Origin of the sequence: Pseudomonas sp. KK18 (genome assembly GCF_037094675.1) — a bacterium.
Classification (GTDB): Bacteria; Pseudomonadota; Gammaproteobacteria; order Pseudomonadales; family Pseudomonadaceae; genus Aquipseudomonas.
In genome coordinates this window covers 5,732,832-5,750,490 of record NZ_CP146605.1, presented here as the reverse complement: position 1 = coordinate 5,750,490, position 17,659 = coordinate 5,732,832, and the positions used below count along the sequence as shown (strand labels likewise).

At 62.3% G+C, this 17,659-nt stretch carries 14 protein-coding genes; 2 read left to right on the top strand and 12 right to left on the bottom strand.

The genetic code is table 11. The features are described 5' to 3' along the window. Positions 1-18: 18 nt before the first annotated feature. From gcvP to arcD (V6607_RS26025), 8 genes are all read right to left on the bottom strand, one after another. Entirely contained in the window at positions 19-2,865 is a 2,847-nt protein-coding gene (gcvP, locus tag V6607_RS26060) for an aminomethyl-transferring glycine dehydrogenase (RefSeq protein ID WP_134327229.1), read from the bottom strand. A gap of 10 nt (positions 2,866-2,875) precedes the next feature. Continuing rightward, the gene (gene gcvH / locus V6607_RS26055) at positions 2,876-3,259 is read right to left on the bottom strand and encodes a glycine cleavage system protein GcvH (RefSeq protein WP_003220049.1); all 384 of its coding nucleotides are present in this window, start codon (positions 3,257-3,259) and stop codon (positions 2,876-2,878) included. 402 nt (positions 3,260-3,661) lie between these two features. Further along, a complete protein-coding gene (locus V6607_RS26050) occupies positions 3,662-5,170 on the bottom strand; it encodes a sigma-54-dependent transcriptional regulator (protein ID WP_102369776.1) in 1,509 nt (502 codons plus the stop codon). Positions 5,171-5,369: 199 nt separating this feature from the next. Beyond that, complete coding sequence (locus V6607_RS26045) at positions 5,370-5,732, bottom strand: DUF5064 family protein (RefSeq protein ID WP_003220051.1); 363 nt, start codon at positions 5,730-5,732, stop codon at positions 5,370-5,372. A gap of 18 nt (positions 5,733-5,750) precedes the next feature. Further along, positions 5,751-6,680 carry a carbamate kinase gene (arcC, locus tag V6607_RS26040; protein WP_087692649.1) on the bottom strand — a complete coding sequence of 310 codons (930 nt, stop codon included), beginning with the start codon at positions 6,678-6,680 and terminating at the stop codon, positions 5,751-5,753. A gap of 172 nt (positions 6,681-6,852) precedes the next feature. Beyond that, positions 6,853-7,863, bottom strand: coding sequence for an ornithine carbamoyltransferase (locus tag V6607_RS26035; protein WP_003220053.1), 1,011 nt, complete (start codon positions 7,861-7,863; stop codon positions 6,853-6,855). Between the two features lie 69 nt (positions 7,864-7,932). Then, positions 7,933-9,189, bottom strand: coding sequence for an arginine deiminase (arcA, locus tag V6607_RS26030; protein ID WP_134327228.1), 1,257 nt, complete (start codon positions 9,187-9,189; stop codon positions 7,933-7,935). A 24-nt stretch (positions 9,190-9,213) separates the two neighbouring features. Then, complete coding sequence (gene arcD / locus V6607_RS26025) at positions 9,214-10,641, bottom strand: arginine-ornithine antiporter (protein WP_003220056.1); 1,428 nt, start codon at positions 10,639-10,641, stop codon at positions 9,214-9,216. Between the two features lie 413 nt (positions 10,642-11,054). On the opposite strand from arcD (V6607_RS26025), the gene arcD (V6607_RS26020) reads away from it, so the two are divergent. Next, positions 11,055-12,482: an arginine-ornithine antiporter gene (gene arcD / locus V6607_RS26020; protein WP_003220058.1), complete on the top strand. Its 1,428-nt coding sequence runs from the start codon at positions 11,055-11,057 to the stop codon at positions 12,480-12,482. Between the two features lie 2 nt (positions 12,483-12,484). Continuing rightward, positions 12,485-13,348 (top strand): DNA-3-methyladenine glycosylase, encoded by an 864-nt coding sequence (locus tag V6607_RS26015; RefSeq protein WP_087692652.1) that lies wholly within the window; start codon positions 12,485-12,487, stop codon positions 13,346-13,348. A 123-nt stretch (positions 13,349-13,471) separates the two neighbouring features. On the opposite strand, the gene V6607_RS26010 is transcribed toward V6607_RS26015, so the two are convergent. The 4 genes from V6607_RS26010 to V6607_RS25995 all read right to left on the bottom strand — a co-directional run bounded on the left by V6607_RS26010 (position 13,472) and on the right by V6607_RS25995 (position 17,657). After that, positions 13,472-14,821 (bottom strand): CoA transferase, encoded by a 1,350-nt coding sequence (locus V6607_RS26010; protein WP_134327227.1) that lies wholly within the window; start codon positions 14,819-14,821, stop codon positions 13,472-13,474. 40 nt (positions 14,822-14,861) lie between these two features. Next, positions 14,862-16,205: a HAMP domain-containing sensor histidine kinase gene (locus V6607_RS26005; RefSeq protein WP_003220063.1), complete on the bottom strand. Its 1,344-nt coding sequence runs from the start codon at positions 16,203-16,205 to the stop codon at positions 14,862-14,864. 65 nt (positions 16,206-16,270) lie between these two features. After that, positions 16,271-16,735, bottom strand: a complete 465-nt coding sequence (locus V6607_RS26000) for a Spy/CpxP family protein refolding chaperone (protein WP_087692654.1) — start codon at positions 16,733-16,735, stop codon at positions 16,271-16,273. 244 nt (positions 16,736-16,979) lie between these two features. Beyond that, positions 16,980-17,657 carry a response regulator transcription factor gene (locus V6607_RS25995; protein ID WP_003220065.1) on the bottom strand — a complete coding sequence of 226 codons (678 nt, stop codon included), beginning with the start codon at positions 17,655-17,657 and terminating at the stop codon, positions 16,980-16,982. Between the last annotated feature and the right edge of the window lie 2 nt (positions 17,658-17,659).

The window sequence follows — 17,659 nt, the reverse complement described above, 5'->3', positions numbered from 1 at the left end:
GCCCGCTCCCACATCAGGTTACGCGTAGCTCTCGATCGACGGGCACGCGCACACCAGGTTGCGATCGCCAAACACGTTGTCGACCCGGCCAACCGGCGGCCAGTACTTGGCTTCGATCAACGACGCCACCGGGTACACCGCTTGTTCACGGCTGTATGGGTGGCTCCATTCGCCAACCAGTTCCGCAGCAGTGTGTGGTGCGTTCTTCAGCGGGTTGTCGTCCTTGTCCAGCGAGCCATTTTCCACCGCGCGAATCTCTTCGCGGATGGCGATCATCGCGTCGCAGAAGCGGTCCAGTTCTTCCCTGGATTCGCTTTCGGTCGGCTCGATCATCAGGGTGCCAGCCACCGGGAACGACATGGTCGGCGCATGGAAACCAAAGTCGATCAGGCGCTTGGCCACGTCATCCACGCTGATGCCGCTGCTGTCTTTCAACGGGCGCAGGTCGAGGATGCATTCGTGGGCCACCAGGCCGTTGCTGCCGGTGTACAGCACCGGGTAGTGCTCTTCCAGGCGACGGGAAATGTAGTTGGCGTTGAGGATCGCCAACTGCGAAGCGCGCTTGAGGCCCGCGCCGCCCATCATGCTGATGTACATCCAGGTGATCGGCAAAATGCTCGCGCTGCCGAACGGTGCGGCGCACACCGCGCCTTCCTTGCGTTCCATCGCGGCATGGCCGGGCAGGAACGGCGTCAGGTGGGATTTGACGCCAATCGGACCGACGCCCGGGCCGCCACCGCCGTGGGGAATGCAGAAGGTCTTGTGCAGGTTCAAGTGGGACACATCGCCGCCGAACTTGCCCGGGGCGCAGAGGCCGACCATCGCGTTCATGTTGGCGCCGTCGATGTACACCTGGCCGCCGTTGTCGTGAATGATCCCGCAGATTTCGCGGATGCCTTCTTCGAACACGCCGTGGGTGGACGGGTAGGTGATCATCAGCGCAGCGAGGTGCTCGCGGTGCTCGATAGCCTTGGCACGCAGGTCTTCGATGTCGACGTTACCGCGTGCATCGCAGGCGGTGACCACGACGCGCATGCCGGCCATGTTGGCGGTGGCCGGGTTGGTGCCGTGGGCCGACGACGGGATCAGGCAGATATCGCGGCGTTCTTCGCCACGGCTCTGGTGATAGGCACGGATGGCTAGCAGGCCGGCGTATTCGCCCTGGGAACCGGCGTTCGGTTGCAGGGAAATCGCGTCATAACCGGTGGCCGCGCAGAGCATGGCTTCCAGTTCGGTCGTCAGTTGCTGGTAGCCGGCGCTTTGCGAGGCCGGGGCGAACGGGTGCAGGGCACCGAACTCGGCCCAGGTCACCGGGATCATTTCGCTGGCGGCGTTGAGCTTCATGGTGCACGAGCCCAGCGGGATCATGGTGCGATCCAGGGCCAGGTCCTTGTCGGCCAGTTTGCGCAGGTAGCGCATCAGCTCGGTTTCGGAGTGGTAACGGTTGAACACCGGGTGGCTGAGGATCGGCGACTGGCGCAGCAGCGCGGCCGGCAGGGTGCTTTCAACGCTGGCAGCCAATGCGGCGAAGTCCGGCAGGGCTTTACCGCCGGCGAACACGCTCCACAGGGTTTCGATGTCGGCTTGGGAGGTGGTTTCGTCCACCGACAGGCCAACGCGTTCGCTGTCGACCACACGCAGGTTGATGCGCTGGGCGCGAGCCTTGTCGTGCAGGGCAGCAGTTTGCGCGCCGGTCTTGATGGTCAGGGTGTCGAAGAAGTGGGCTTGTTCAACCGCCAGGCCCAATGCGCCCAAGCCTTTGGCGAAGATCGCGGTCAGGTGGTGAATGCGGTTGGCGATCTGGGTCAGGCCTTTCGGGCCGTGGTACACGGCATACATGCTGGCGATGTTGGCGAGCAATACCTGAGCGGTGCAGATGTTGCTGGTGGCCTTCTCGCGGCGGATATGTTGCTCGCGGGTCTGCATGGCCAGGCGCAAGGCCGGCTTGCCGAAACGGTCCACGGAGACGCCTACCAGACGGCCCGGCATGTCGCGCTTGAACGCATCCTTGGTGGAGAAGTACGCCGCATGCGGGCCACCGAAGCCCAGCGGCACGCCGAAGCGTTGCGCGCTGCCGATGGCCACGTCGGCGCCGAACTCACCCGGCGGGGTCAGCAGGGTCAGGGCCAGCAGGTCGGCGGCCACGGCCACCAGTGCGTTGGCGGCGTGGAAGCGCTCAGTCAGCTCGCGGTAGTCGAACACGTCACCGTTGCTCGCCGGGTATTGCAGCAGGGCGCCGAAGAAGGCGCTGACGTCGGTCAGTTCACGCTCGTCGCCCACCACCACGTCGATGCCCAGCGGCTCGGCACGGGTGCGCAATACGTCGAGGGTTTGCGGGTGGCTGTGCACGGAGGCGAAGAACGCGTTGCTGCCTTTGTTCTTGCTCAGGCGTTTGCAGAAGGTCATGGCTTCGGCAGCGGCGGTGGCTTCGTCCAACAGCGAGGCGTTGGCGATCGGCAGGCCGGTGAGGTCGCTGATCAGCGTCTGGAAGTTCAGCAGCGACTCCAGGCGGCCCTGGGAAATCTCCGGCTGATACGGCGTGTAGGCGGTGTACCAGGCCGGGTTTTCCAGCAGGTTGCGCAGGATCGGCGACGGTGTGTGGCAGTTGTAGTAGCCCTGGCCGATATAGGTCTTGAACAGCTCGTTCTTGGCGGCGATCGCCTTGATCGAAGCCAGTGCGTCGGCTTCGCTCAGGCCGTCGCTCAGGCCCAGCACAGCGGTGCCCTTGATGCTTTCCGGGATCACGCTGGCGCTCAAGGCTTCCAGGGAATCAAAGCCCAGGGTGGCGAGCATGTGTTGCTCGTCGTCCTGGCGCGGGCCGATGTGGCGGGCGATGAATTCGTTGGCGGTGGTCAGATTAGTCATGGCGCGCTCCTCAGGCTTCAGCGTTGGCTTTGATCAGGCGGTCATACGCATCCTGATCCAACAGCTTAGCTACTGCGTCGGCATCAGCCGGTTTAAAGCGGAAGAACCAGCCTTCGCCCATCGGGTCTTCGTTGACCAGCTCGGGGCTGCCGTCCAGCTTGTCGTTTACTTCGAGGACTTCGCCGTCCAATGGCATGTATACGCCGCTGGCGGCCTTGACCGATTCAACGGTGGAGGCTTCTGCCCCTTTGTCGTAGGACTGCAGCTCAGGCAGTTGCACGAAAACCACATCACCCAGCGCGTTCTGCGCAAAAGCGGTAATGCCCACGGTCACGCTGCCGTCGGCTTCGGCGCGCAGCCATTCGTGATCTTCAGTAAAGCGCAACTCGCTCATGGAAACTCCTCAGGGCCAGATTCGTCTGGTGGACGGGATTGGAATAATGGGGAGTTGCTTAGCAAAATTGCGGCCAATGTTTTTTTGTCGTTATAAAACAATTAGTTACTGATTATGGCGGGTGATGATCGGAAGGTGGTTGTAGCGATATCGCTACAGCTGGGCCGTTGAAAAAAAGACTATGAGGATCAAAGCCTTGCATCGCGACGCCTGGGACGGTGTGTATTGATATCGTTCCACTGTAGCGCTTTCAGTACAGGCGGAGGTCGCTTTTGAGGGCGCCGTAGATCAAATGTGGGAGCGGGCTTGCTCGCGAAAGCGGTATGTCAGTGCCGAATGTATTGACTGACCCAACGCATTCGCGAGCAAGCCCGCTCCCACATGTTGATCGCGTTCAGTCAGTCAGGGCTTGCTGGGAATACCGTACTTGCGCAAGCGGTGGGCAATGGCGGTGTGGGAGGTTTGCAGGCGGCTGGCCAGCTGGCGCGTGGACGGATAGCTGACATAGAGCTTCTCCAGCAACCCGCGCTCGAAGTCTTCCACCGCCTGCTCCAGGCTGTCGACTTCACCATCGTTCTGCCGCGCCACCGAGGTGCCGGCGATGTCCAGGTCGCCGATGTCCACCAGGCTGCTTTCGCAAATGGCCGCGGCGCGGAAGATCACGTTCTGTAATTGCCGCACGTTGCCCGGCCAGCGGTTGCCCAGCAGCGCCGGGTAGGTGCCCGGCGCTAGGCGGCAGACCGGGCGCTGGATCTGCGCGCAGGCCTGCTGCATGAAGTAGCGGGCCAGCAGCAGGATGTCCTGGCCGCGCTCGCGCAGGGGCGGCACTTCGACGTTGAGCACGTTGAGGCGGTAGAACAGGTCTTCGCGGAAGGTGCCTTCGCTGACCATCTTTTCCAGGTCGCGGTGGGTGGCGCTGAGGATCCGCACATTGACCTTCACCTCACGGTCGCCGCCCACCCGGCGGAAGCTGCCGTCGTTGAGAAACCGCAGCAGCTTGGCCTGCAAGTACGGTGACATCTCGCCGATCTCGTCGAGGAACACCGTGCCCTGGTTCGCCAGTTCCATCAGCCCCGGCTTGCCGCCGCGCTGGGCACCGGTGAAGGCTCCGGGGGCGTAGCCGAACAGTTCGCTCTCGGCCAGGTTCTCCGGCAGCGCCGCGCAGTTCAGGGCCAGGAACGGCGCGCTGTGGCGTGCGCTGATGGCGTGGCAGGCACGGGCCACCAGCTCCTTGCCGGTGCCGGTCTCGCCCTGGATCAACAACGGTGCATCCAGCGCCGCCACCCGTTGCGCCCGCGCCTTGAGGGTGCGGATCGCCGGAGACTCGCCCAACAACGCGTCGAAACCTTCGGCGTGGTCATGGTGCAGCGCCGACAGTTGTTCGCCGATGCGGTTGGGTTGGTACAGGGTCAGCAGGGCGCCGGCGTCGGTGATCGGCGTGGCGTCCAGCAGCAGGGTCTGGCCGTTGACGCTGATTTCCCGCAGGGCCAGGCGAAAGCCGTGTTCCAGCAGGGTGGCCAGCAGGGTTGGGTCGTCGAACAGTTCGTTGATGCTTTCCCCGGCGGGTTCACGACCGTACAAGGCGATCAGCGCCGGGTTGGCCAGCAGGATCTTGCCGGCGCTGTCCAGGGCCAGTACCGGGTCGGTCATGGCGGCGAGCAGGGCATCGAGTTGCAGGTGCTGGCGCTGGCCGGGAAGGATGTCGACCACGGTCACGGCTTGCACGCCGCGCACGCTGAACAGTGCATCACGCAGCTCTTCCAGTACCTCGGCACTCAAGGTTGGCGCGTCGATGTAGACGTTGGGCGGAACCATTTCCACCGCATCCAGGTTCAGATTGCGCCCACCGAGCAAGGCCAGGACTTCCTGGGTGATGCCGACGCGGTCGATGAAGCTGACGTGGATACGCATGGGGCTGTTTTTGGTTCTGGCGAGCGAGAGGTGGCAAGTATGCCTTGGAGAAGATGGAGATCAAAATGTGGGAGCGGGCTTGCTCGCGAATGCGGTGTGTCAGTCACCGGATGTATCAACTGATACACCGCATTCGCGAGCAAGTCGAATCGTCGCACCGCCGCTCCCACATTTGATGGTTGGTGCCTGGGAAATCAGGTTATTCGAGGTGTTCGGGTTTGACCGGATCCCCAGGCTTCACATCCAACTGATGGCGCACATCCTCAAACATCAAATCGTACTGCTTGTGCATCTGGCCATTGAGCACGGCAATCTTCGGCATGCCGTACTTCTGCGCGATGTTCATCGCCTGCCGGGCGAAGTCGAACGACTGGTCCTTGGGCAGGAAGAACTCTTCCTTGAGCTCCTTGCCCTGCACCGTGCCGTGCATCTTGAAGAGCATTCCCTTGCCTTCCTTTGGGTCCTGGCTGACTTCGTAGTCGATGCACAGGTTGTAGCTGTAGTCATCCTTGTTCAGCGCGTGGCGTTCGATGTGCAGGTGACCAGGTTCAAAGGTAGCCATAGGCGTTTCTCCTCTACTTCACAGGTAGGTGATGCCAGGTTTTGCGGTACTGATGCGGGTGCCGGCGCTGCCCTGGACGATCGCTTCGATGTCCGAGAGTGAACCGATCACTGCGGTTTTTCCAGTCTGGCGGGCGAACTCGCAGGCGGCCTGGACCTTGGGCCCCATGGAGCCGGCGGCGAAGCCGAGCTTTTCGATTTCGTCCGGGTGCGCCTGGCCGATGGCTTTCTGGGTGGGCTTGCCGAAGTCGATAAAGGCGGCATTGACGTCGGTGGCGATCACCAGCAAATCGGCGTCCAGTTGCCCGGCCAGCAAGGATGAGCACAGATCTTTGTCGATCACGGCTTCAATGCCCTTGAGCTTGCCGTCTTCGCCATACATCGTCGGAATCCCGCCGCCGCCGGCGCAGATCACGATGCTGCCTTTTTCCAGCAACCACTGGATCGGGCGGATTTCAAAGATCCGCTTTGGCCGTGGGCTGGCCACCACGCGGCGATACTTGTCGCCATCGGGGGCAATCGCCCAGCCTTTTTCAGCGGCCAGTTTTTCCGCTTCGGCTTTGGAGTACACCGGGCCGATGGGTTTGGTCGGGTTCTGGAAGGCCGGGTCCTTGGCGTCGACTTCGACCTGGGTCAGCAGTGTGGCGAACGGCACTTCGAAGTCCAGCAGGTTGCCCAGTTCCTGTTCGATGATGTAGCCGATCATGCCTTCGGTTTCGGCTCCCAACACATCCAGCGGGTAAGGTGAAACCTGGGTGTAGGCGGCAGCCTGCAGCGACAGCAGGCCCACTTGCGGGCCATTGCCGTGGGCAATCACCAGCTCGTTGCCTTTGTGGATCTTGGCGATCTGTTCGGTGGCGATGCGGATATTGGCCCGTTGATTGTCTGCGGTCATGGGTTCACCACGGCGCAGAAGGGCGTTGCCGCCCAGTGCAACGACGATACGCATATAAGGTTGTCCTTCCAGAATCCAGCGTTGTGAACACCGGGCCAAATGTGGGAGCGGGCTTGCTCGCGAAAGCGGTGTGTCGGTGAAAAATATAGCGACTGGCACGCCGCCTTCGCGAGCAAGCCCGCTCCCACATTTTGGACCGCGTATCAAAAGTGGGAGCGGTGTGGGTTTAGATATCCGCCAGCGCCGACACCAGGATCGCCTTGATGGTGTGCATGCGGTTTTCCGCCTGTTCAAAGGCAATGTTGGCCGGCGACTCAAACACCTCTTCGGTCACTTCCACGCCATTGGCCAGGTTCGGATAACGCGCGGCGATGTCCTTGCCGACCTTGGTCTCGCTGTTGTGGAACGCCGGCAGGCAGTGCATGAATTTCACCCGTGGGTTGCCCGAGGCTTTCATCATCTTGGCGTTGACCTGGTACGGCAGCAGTTGCTCGATGCGCTCGTCCCACGCTTCCACCGGCTCGCCCATGGACACCCAGATGTCGGTGTGGATGAAGTCCACGCCTTTCACCGCTTCCTTCGGGTCTTCGGTGATGGTGATGCGCGCGCCGCTTTCCTCGGCAAATGCCTGGCACTGCTTGATGAAATCAGCATGGGGCCACAGGGCTTTCGGTGCGCCGATGCGCACGTCCATGCCCAGCTTGGCGCCGATCATCAGCAGCGAGTTGCCCATGTTGTAGCGGGCGTCGCCCAGGTAGGCGTAGCTGATGTCATGCAGTGGCTTGTCGCTGTGCTCGCGCATGGTCAGGGTGTCGGCGATCATCTGGGTGGGGTGGAATTCGGCGGTCAGGCCGTTGAACACCGGCACCCCGGCGAACTTGGCCAGCTCTTCGACGATTTCCTGTTCAAAGCCACGGTACTCGATGGCATCGAACATCCGGCCGAGGACGCGGGCGGTGTCTTTCATGCTTTCTTTGTGGCCGATCTGCGACGACACCGGGTCGATGTAGGTGACGTGGGCACCCTGGTCATGGGCCGCCACTTCGAACGCGCAACGGGTGCGGGTCGAGGTTTTTTCGAAGATCAGCGCGATGTTTTTGCCCTTCAGGTGCGGACGCTCGGTGCCGGTGTATTTGGCGCGCTTGAGGTCGCGGGACAGGTCCAGCAGGTAGTGCAGCTCGCGAGTGGTGTGGTGCATCAGCGACAGCAGGCTGCGGTTGCGCATATTAAAAGCCATGGTGGATCTCCTTCTGTTTAGGTTATCCCCCTGGCCGGCGCCTTATGAGCGGCGGCCAGGGTTTGAATATCAGTAGTCGATTGGGTCGCGAATGATCGGGCAGGTCATGCAGTGGCCGCCGCCACGGCCACGGCCGAGTTCACCGGCGCTGATGGTGATGACTTCCACACCGGCCTTGCGCAGCAAGGTGTTGGTGTAGGTGTTGCGGTCGTAGCCGATCACCACGCCAGGCTCCACGGCCACTACGTTGTTGCCGTCATCCCACTGCTCGCGCTCGGCGGCGAAGCTGTTGCCGCCGGTTTCCACCACACGCAGGGCCTTGAGGTTCAGGGCGGCGGCGACGGTGTCGAGGAAGTTGGTTTTTTCGCGCTGGATGTCGATGCCGCCGGGTTTGGTCTCGTCCGGGCGCAGGGTGAAGGCGACGATCTGGTTGACCACTTCCGGGAAGATCGTGACCAGGTCGCGGTCGCAGAAGCTGAACACGGTGTCGAGGTGCATCGCCGCGCGGGATTTCGGCAGGCCGGCGACGATCACACGCTCCACGGTCTTGTGCTTGAACAGGTTCAGGGCGAGTTGGCCGATGGCCTGGCGCGAGGAACGCTCGCCCATGCCGATCAACACCACGCCGTTACCAATCGGCATCACGTCGCCGCCTTCCAGGGTGGCGTTGCCGTGTTCCTGGTCAGGGTCGCCGTACCACACCTGGAAGTCCGCGTTGGTGAACTCGGGGTGGAATTTGTAGATGGCGCTGGCCAGCAGGGTTTCCTGGCGTCGCGCCGGCCAGTACATCGGGTTCAGCGTCACGCCGCCGTAGATCCAGCAGGTGGTGTCGCGGGTGAACTGGGTGTTGGGCAGCGGCGGCAGGATGAAGCTTGAGTGGCCGAGGAAATCGCGGAACATCTCGATGGTCTTGCCACCGAAACTGCTCGGCAGGTCATCGGCCGACACGCCACCGATCAGGTACTCGGCGACCTTGCGCGGCTCCAGGCTGCGCAGCCACGAGCTGACCTCATTGACCAGCCCCAGGCCCACCTGGTTGGCGGTGATCTTGCGCTCCAGGATCCAGTCCAGCGCTTCGGGGATGGCGACGATGTCGGTCAGCAGGTTGTGCATTTCCAGCACATCGATGTCGCGCTCGCGCATCTTGGTCACGAAGTCGAAGTGGTCGCGCTTGGCCTGGGCTACCCACAGCACGTCATCGAACAGCAGTTCATCGCAGTTGTTTGGGGTCAGCCGCTGGTGGGCCAAACCTGGGGAGCACACCATGACTTTGCGCAGTTTGCCGGCTTCGGAATGTACGCCGTACTTCACTTTTTCCGTGGTCATTACAGATCCTCCAGTGAACAATGATTACAGGGTCAGGAAGCCGGAGTAGAGGCCATAGCCCGCCACGAGGGCACCTATGACGACTGCGGCGAAAATCAGCTTCTCGACGTTGGTGAAAATCGGTTTGCCCAATTCATGCTTGGCCATGGCGAACAGGATCACGCCAGGGGCGTAGAGCAGGGCGGACAGCAACAGGTACTTGGTGCCACCGGCGTACAGCAGCCAGACCGCGTAGATCAACGCGATGGCGCCGATCAGCAGGTCTTTCCTGCGTTCGCCCGGGGCGCTTTCATAGGTTTCACCGCGCACCGCCAGCAGCAGTGCATAGGCCGCCGACCACAGGTAAGGCACCAGGATCATCGAGGTGGCGAGGTAGATCAGCGACAGGTAAGTGCTGGCCGAGAACAGCGTGATCACCAGGAAAATCTGCACCATGGCGTTGGTCAGCCACAGGGCGTTGGCCGGCACGTGGTTGGCGTTTTCCTTACGCAGGAACTCCGGCATGGTGTGGTCCTTGGCGGCGGCGAACATGATCTCCGCACACAGCAGCACCCACGACAGCAGCGCCCCCAGCAAGGAAATGATCAAGCCGACGCTGATCAATACCGCGCCCCAGTGACCCACCACGTGCTCCAGCACGGCGGCCATCGACGGGTTTTGCAGCTTGGCCAATTCCGGTTGGGTCATGATCCCCAGGGACAGCACGTTCACCAGCATCAGGAACAGCAGCACGGTGATAAAACCAATCACCGTGGCCTTGCCGACGTCGGAGCGTTTTTCGGCGCGGGACGAGAAGATGCTCGCACCCTCAATGCCGATGAACACCCAGACGGTGACCAGCATCATGTTGCGCACCTGGTTCATCACGCTGCCCAGGTCCGGGTTTTTCACGCCCCAGATGTCGGCGGTGAAGATGTCCAGCTTGAACGCGAAGAGCGCGATCAACACAAACAGCACCAGTGGCACCACCTTGGCGATGGTGGTCACCAGGTTGATGAACGCGGCTTCCTTGATCCCGCGCAGTACCAGGAAGTGCACGGCCCACAGCAGCACCGACGCGCCGATCACCGCCGCCGGGGTGTTGCCTTCGCCGAAGATGGGGAAGAAGTAACCGAGGGTGCTGAACAGCAGCACGAAATAGCCGACGTTGCCCAACCAGGCACTGATCCAGTAACCCCAGGCGGATGAGAAACCCATGTAGTCGCCAAACCCGGCCTTGGCGTAGGCATAGACCCCGCCGTCGAGGTCGGGCTTGCGATTGGCCAGGGTCTGGAACACGAACGCCAGGGTCAACATGCCCACGGCGGTGATCACCCAACCAATCAGTACCGCGCCGACATCGGCGCTGGCCGCCATGTTTTGCGGCAGTGAGAAGATCCCGCCACCAATCATTGAACCCACGACAAGTGCAACCAGTGCGCCGAGTCGAAGTTTTCCGGGAGATTCAGACATCGCATGACTCCAATGCAGGAGAAGAGAGACCACAGAATAAATCCGTGCGCTAATCAAACAGCTGACTCAGATCACTTCATTGGCACATTCCATTGTGAATTAATGACTTATGATGAAAGGTACGGGCGCTCAAGTGCCTCGCAGAGGCTCGTCGTAGAGCGGTTCTGCGTTTCAAACAACAGGTTTTCTCATTAGCATGGACCTTTGAAGCTAGCCCGTATTTACAGATATGCAAACTTTTACAGCGCAGCGTTATTTAAATTATAAATTTGCCTTAACGCTGTTTATTGTCATGCCTTTAAGTTATGAAGCAGGCGCCTTTATTGGCTATATCTAATAAACGCTGCGCCGGCTTAATAAATTAGTTGAGTGCACAGTTGTTGGCTCAATGGTTGTTTTGTTCAGGAGTGTTCATGTCCCAATCCTCGGAAAAGCTGCGCCTCAATGCCTTGATCGCCCTGGTGGTGGGCTCGATGATCGGCGGCGGGATTTTCTCGTTGCCGCAGAACATGGCGGCGCGGGCCGAGGTAGGCGCGGTGTTGATTGGCTGGGGCATTACCGCCGTGGGCATGCTGACCCTGGCCTTTGTGTTCCAGACCCTGGCCAACCGCAAGCCTGAACTGGATTCCGGCGTATACGCGTACGCCAAGGCCGGGTTTGGCGACTACATGGGTTTCTCGTCGGCCTGGGGCTACTGGATCAGTGCCTGGATGGGCAACGTCGGTTACTTCGTGTTGCTATTCAGTACCCTCGGCTACTTTTTTCCGGTGTTCGGCCAGGGCAATACCCCGGTGGCGATTGGCTGCGCATCGGTGTTGTTGTGGGCGGTGCATTTCCTGGTGATGCGCGGCATCAAGGAGGCGGCGTTCATCAACCAGATCACCACCGTGGCCAAGATCGTGCCGTTGGTGATGTTTATCGTGATCGCCGCCGTGGCATTCAAGGCCGATATCTTTACCCGGGATATCTGGGGCCTGAGTAATCCGAATTTCGGCGGCGTGGTGGATCAGGTGCGCAACATGATGCTGGTCACGGTGTTTGTGTTTATCGGCATCGAGGGCGCCAGTGTCTACTCGGCGCGGGCCGAGAAACGCTCGGACGTGGGCCGGGCCACGGTCATCGGTTTCCTGGGGGTGTTGGCGCTGCTGGTATTGGTCAACCTGCTGTCGCTCGGGATCATGAGCCAGCCGGAACTGGCCAACCTGCAAAACCCGTCCCTGGCCGGGGTGCTGGAACATATCGTCGGCCCGTGGGGCGCGCTGTTGATCAGCATCGGCCTGGCGGTTTCGTTGCTGGGTGCGCTGCTGTCGTGGGCGTTGCTCTGCGCCGAAATTCTCTACGCCACCGCCCATGACAAGACCATGCCCGCGTTCCTGAAAAAGGAAAACGTCAATCAGGTGCCGGTCAATGCGCTGTGGCTGACCAATGTGATGATCCAGTTGTTCCTGGTGATCACGCTGTTTTCGGAAAGTACCTACACCACCCTGATCTACCTGGCGTCGTCGATGATCCTGGTGCCCTATCTGTGGTCGGCGGCGTATGCGGTGCTGTTGAGCGGCCGCGGTGAAACCTACGAAGGCGCCCATGGCGAACGCACCAAGGACCTGCTGGTGAGCCTGATCGCCCTGGCCTATGCGGTGTGGCTGCTCTACGCCGGTGGCCTGAAGTACTTGCTGCTGTCGGCGCTGCTGTATGCACCGGGCGTGATCCTGTTTGCCCTGGCCAAGCGCGAGCAGGGCCAGCCCTTGTTTACCCATCTGGAAAAAGGCATTTTCGCCTGCGTGATCGCCGGGGCGAGCCTGGCGGCGTATGGGTTGTACAGCGGGGTATTGTCGTTGTGAGAATGCAGCTGGCGTATCAGGCGCCGTATGACTGGGCGGCGATGTTGGGCTTTTTGTCGGCGCGGGCGATCAGCGGGATGGAGACGGTGGACGCAGGCGTTTACTCGCGCAGTATCAGTGTCGACGGTCAGCAGGGTTGGCTCAGTGTGTCGCCCGGGGCCGGTGATTGGCTTGAGGTAACGGTGGACTTCCCCGACCCGGCAGCGTTGCCGGAAATTGAGCGGCGGTTACGGGACATGTTTGACCTGTCGGCTGACCCGAAGCGGATCAACCGGCAATTGGCGAATGATCCCTTGATGGCGAGCTTGGTGGCGGCGCGTCCTGGCTTGCGGGTGCCGGGAACCTGGGATGGTTTGGAGCTGGCGATCCGCGCGGTGTTGGGCCAGCAGATTAGCGTGGTGGCGGCGATCAAGCTGGCGGGCAAGCTGGTGGCGCAGTACGGCACGCCGCTGGTGACGCCCCATGCCGGTGTGACCCATGTGTTTCCTTCGGCCGAGGTGCTGGCAGCCGCAGATTTGGCAACCCTCGGCATGCCGAAAAGTCGCGGGCGTACCTTGTCGGGCGTGGCCCAGGCGTTGCTGGATGACCCGCAGATCTTCCAGGCGAAGGCGAACCTGAAGGAAGGTGTGGCGCGGTTGGTCGCATTACCCGGGATTGGTGACTGGACGGCGCAGTACATCGCCATGCGCCAGATGCGCGAGCAGGATGCGTTTGCCTCGGGGGATATCGGTTTGATCAATGCGCTGGTGGCGCTGGAAGGCGGGCCGGTGAGCCCGCGCCAGTTGCTGGCGCGGGCTGAGGCCTGGCGACCGCTTAGAGCCTATGCGGCGCAGCATTTGTGGACATCACTGAGCCGCGCGGATTGATTCTGCATACCTGTGGCGAGGGTGCTTGCTCCCGCTGGGACGCGAATTGCCCCCATCGACCCCAAAGTTGGGGCCTGCTGCGCAGTCCAGCGGGAGCAAGCTCCCTCGCCACAGGATCTTCGGTCACCACTGAGGGCGGTGTGAGCCCAATTCCCCTGCGGGCAAGTCCCACTGCAACGGTGTCCCGCTGATGGTCACCGGGGGCAGCAAGCGGTGGGCCGGGCCCCAGGCGGTTTGCTCCACCACCAAGCCTTGATCACCCGGTTCTTCGGCCCGCAGCGGTAGTTGTTCCGGGACTTGTCCTGCGTCCACCAACAGTTTTGCCGTGCGCGCGAGGGACAACAGTGCCGAACCGCCGCGGCCGGACTTCAATCGTTCACTCAACGCCTGGATCGCACTGGCCGCCATCAAATACCCGGTGGCGTGGTCCAGCGCCTGCAACGGCAGCGGCACCGGTTTTTCCGACTTTTTCCACTGCCTGCCAGCCTCGGCAATTCCGGTGCTCATCTGCACCAGGCTGTCGAACCCCCGGCGATTGCGCCACGGGCCGCTCCAGCCGTAAGCGTTGAGGCTGGCGTCGATCAGGCCAGGCGCGATGGCTTGCAGCGCAGCCTCACCGTAGCCCAACTGTTCCAGTGCATCGGCGCGGTAGCCGTGCAGCAGAATGTCGGTGTTCTTGAGCAGGTTTTCGAAGATCAGGCGGTCGTCGGGGTTTTTCAGGTCCAGGCGGGCGCAACGTTTGCCCAGGGTCATTTCCGGCACCACGCCGGGTTCGTTCCAGTCAGGGGAATCGATGCGCAGTACATCGGCGCCGAGGCCTGCGAGAAAACGACTGGCGGTGGGGCCGGCCAATACGCGCGTCAGGTCCAGCACCTTGATGCCCGCCAGCGGCCTTGCCACCGAGCCCAGCCAGGGTTTGTCGCTGAGGGCTGCAAAGGTCTGGCGATGGACCAGCGGTTCCTGATTGACCGCCAAGCCTTGTGGATGAACTTGCCAGTCTTGCCACGAACGCATCTGCGCCGCACAGCCGTTGGCTTCGACGATCGCCTGTTCCAGCTCGGCAGCGGTCCATGGCGCAACCTTCGCGGCCATCGCGTCACGATCAGCGACCTGCCCGAGTACGCGCTCGGCGGCGGCACGGTGATGCGGTGCATTGGTGTGCAGGCGAATCCAGCCATCGGTGCAGGCGTAGTCGCCGGCAATCGGGTCCCACAGCGGCGGGGTGGTCCAGCCGTCGGGGCGCAGCGAGGAGGAGAACCAGAACGAGGCGAGGCGCCGGTCCACGGTCACCGAGGGCAGGCGCCCGGTTTGCTGCAACAGCAACTGGGCGACCGCCTGGCCCGCGGCACCGATGCTGGCGCTGGCCAGTTCGGTGACGGCAAAGGTCGAGGGCAGGGCGCCGACTTCGGTTACGGCCAGTGGGGTGACGGGTAAATCGAGTGCTTCCTGGATGGGGGTGAGCAGATCAGTCATCAAAGGCCCTCCTAATGAGAAGGACCATCATAGAAGATCATCAGGGTTGAATGACAACCCCCGGCTCCAGCGGCAGATCCACGCTGGCGATAAAGCCGCCGCCTTGATGATTGGCCAGGATCAGGCTGCCGCCATGGCGCTCTGCGGCGCGCCGCGCAATGGCCAGGCCCAGGCCATGGCCCTGGGCGGTTTGCCCCGGGGCGCGGTAAAACGGCTCGCCGAGTTGGCTCAGGTGTTCGGCATCCACGCCGGGGCCGTGGTCGCGCACACTGATCACAATGCGTTCGCCCTGGCGTCTGGCTTCCATTTCAATCGGTTGGCCGGGCGGGTTGAAGCGTTGGGCGTTGCGCAGCAGGTTATCCACCGCGCGTTCGATCATGGTCGGCCAGCCCTTGAGGTGCAGCCCGGCCTCGGCATCCAGCTGCACGGGTTGGTCCGGCGCGCCGAGCAAGGCGTCTTTTTGCAGGGTCCGGAGTAACGGGTTGAGGTCGATGTCTTCGGCACTGGCGTTATCGGCGTCCACCCGGGCGAGTACCAGGATTTCGCTGATCAGCGCTTCCAGGCGGTCGCATTCGCGGGTCAGGCGCGGCCAGAGTTTTTCCCGCGCTTCGGGCGTGGCCCGTTCTGCCAGGGCCAGGGCGATCCGCAGGCGGGCCAGGGGCGAGCGCAGTTCGTGGGACACATCCCGCAGCAACTGGCGCTGGCTGCCGATCAGGCTTTGCAGGCGGGCGCCCATGCGGTTGAAGTCGGTGGCCAGTACGCCGAATTCATCGCGACGGTTGGCCAGCCGCGCCAGGCTGTTCTGCTGATAGGTGGTCTGGCCCAGGTCGTGCACTGCGCCGCGCAGGCGGCTGAGGGGGCGGGTGATGGACAACGTCACCAACAGGCTGAACAGGGTCAGCACCACCAGCGCAATCGCCAGGGCACTTAACGGCCAGAGCAGGCTGCTGCGGTGCCAGGCGTCCAGTTCCGGGTGGGGAATGCGGTAGATCAGCAGGTAGGTGTCGCCGGTTTTTTCGCTGGTGTACTCGGCGGTCAGCCGGCGCCAGGGCAGGTGGCGGTCCTGGCTGTCGTTTTGCCGGGCTTCGAGGGCGGCGGCGCGGCGCGGGAAAGTGCCGCGCACCACAGGCTCGCCGCTTTCGTTAAGCACTTGCACGTCAATGTGGTACTGACGCTTGCGCTGCTGCAGCAGCTCCTGGGCGGCGTCCTCGCCCTGGGCCTCGTAAAGCTGCGTCCATTCCTGCGCGAGGTTATTGAGCCCGGGGTGGCGGCTGAGAATCCAGGCGTCCTGGTTGAGCATATGCCCAAGCAGGATCGACAACCCGGCAACCAGGGCGATGGCCAGCCAGAAGCTGGCAAGGACGCGCCAGAACAATGAACGCACAAGAAATCCTCAAACAGGAAAAGCCCAGCGGCGGTGGCCACTGGGCTGGGAGTGAAGCTAGATCATTATTGCGCTTTTTGCGGCTGCTGGGCTTTCCAGGCCTGGAATTCCTTCCACTCGGCGCGGCGCTCGGCTTGTTTTTTCACGATCTCGTCGAATTTCTTCTGTTGATCGGGTTTCAGCACGGCACGGATGTCGGTCTGGGTTTTCTGCTTGGCGGCCGCCATTTCGTCTTTCATGGCTTTCTGATCAGCGGCTGGCAGTTTGTCCAGGTACTTGCGCACCAACTCTTTGCGAGCGTGCCATTGCTGGCCCATCAACTTGCCGATCTGCTGGCGCTGTTCAGGGCTCAGGTCCAGCTGGCTGAAAGGGCCACCTTTGCCCCGCATGCCGTGTTCACCGCCGTGACCTGGGCCACCCATCATGTGGCCTTCAGGGCCGCCCATCGGGCCTGGGCCTTCTGGCGCAGCGGCCATGGCAACGGTTGGCAGGGCAGCAGCGAACATCAAAGCGATAAGGGTCTTGCGCATGGTGATTCTCCTGTCTCTATTCCGGTGAGTCCGGATGTGAGTAGATTACGGAGATCAAGGTCAGCGGCAGTCAGGGGACGGTAAAGCTTGGGTAAAGAGGATTTTGGGCGGGGCTGACAAAACTATTGGCGACCGTAGCAACTGTCGAGCCTTGGCGAGGCTGCGAGGCAGGCGCTGCGGTCTGACACCTGTACCGAGGAGATGCTGTCGCAGCCTCGCCGAGGCTCGACAGCTGCTACGCGGGCTAGAGGCTGTAGTAATAGCCGCGGCTACGCAGCGCCACGATCCGTGGCCGGCCATCCGGGTGCGGGCCGATCTTCTTGCGCAGGTTGCTGACGTGCATGTCCAGGCTGCGGTCATACAGGGTCAGCTTGCGGCCCAGGGCGATTTGCGCCAGTTCCTGCTTGTCCAGCGGCTCGCCGGGCTGGCGCAGCAAGGCTTCCAGCAGGCGGCTTTCGGACACGGTCAGGGCAAATTCCTGTTCATCGATAGTGACCACGCCACGCACCGGGCTGAAGCACAGGTCGCCCAGCTCCAGCTGAGTGGACACGGCGGCCGGGTGGCTGCGGCGCAGCACGGCGCGCAGGCGCGCGGTCAGTTCACGAGGATCGCAGGGTTTGGCCAGGTAGTCGTCGGCGCCCAGTTCCAGGCCGAGGATCCGGTCCAGGGGTTCGCCCCTGGCCGAGAGCATCAGCACCGGCAGTTCCGGGTGGTCGCTGCGCAATTGCTTGAGCAGCTCCAGGCCGCTGCCGTCGGGCAGCATCACGTCGAGCACCACGGCCGCCGGGGCGGCTTCGGCCAATGCCTTGCGGGCGCTCAAGCCGTCATGGCAGGCGCGCACCTGGAAACCTTCCTGGCTCAACCAACTGGTCAGCAGCTCACAGAGCTCCTGGTCATCATCTATCAGTAACAGCTCGCTCATGA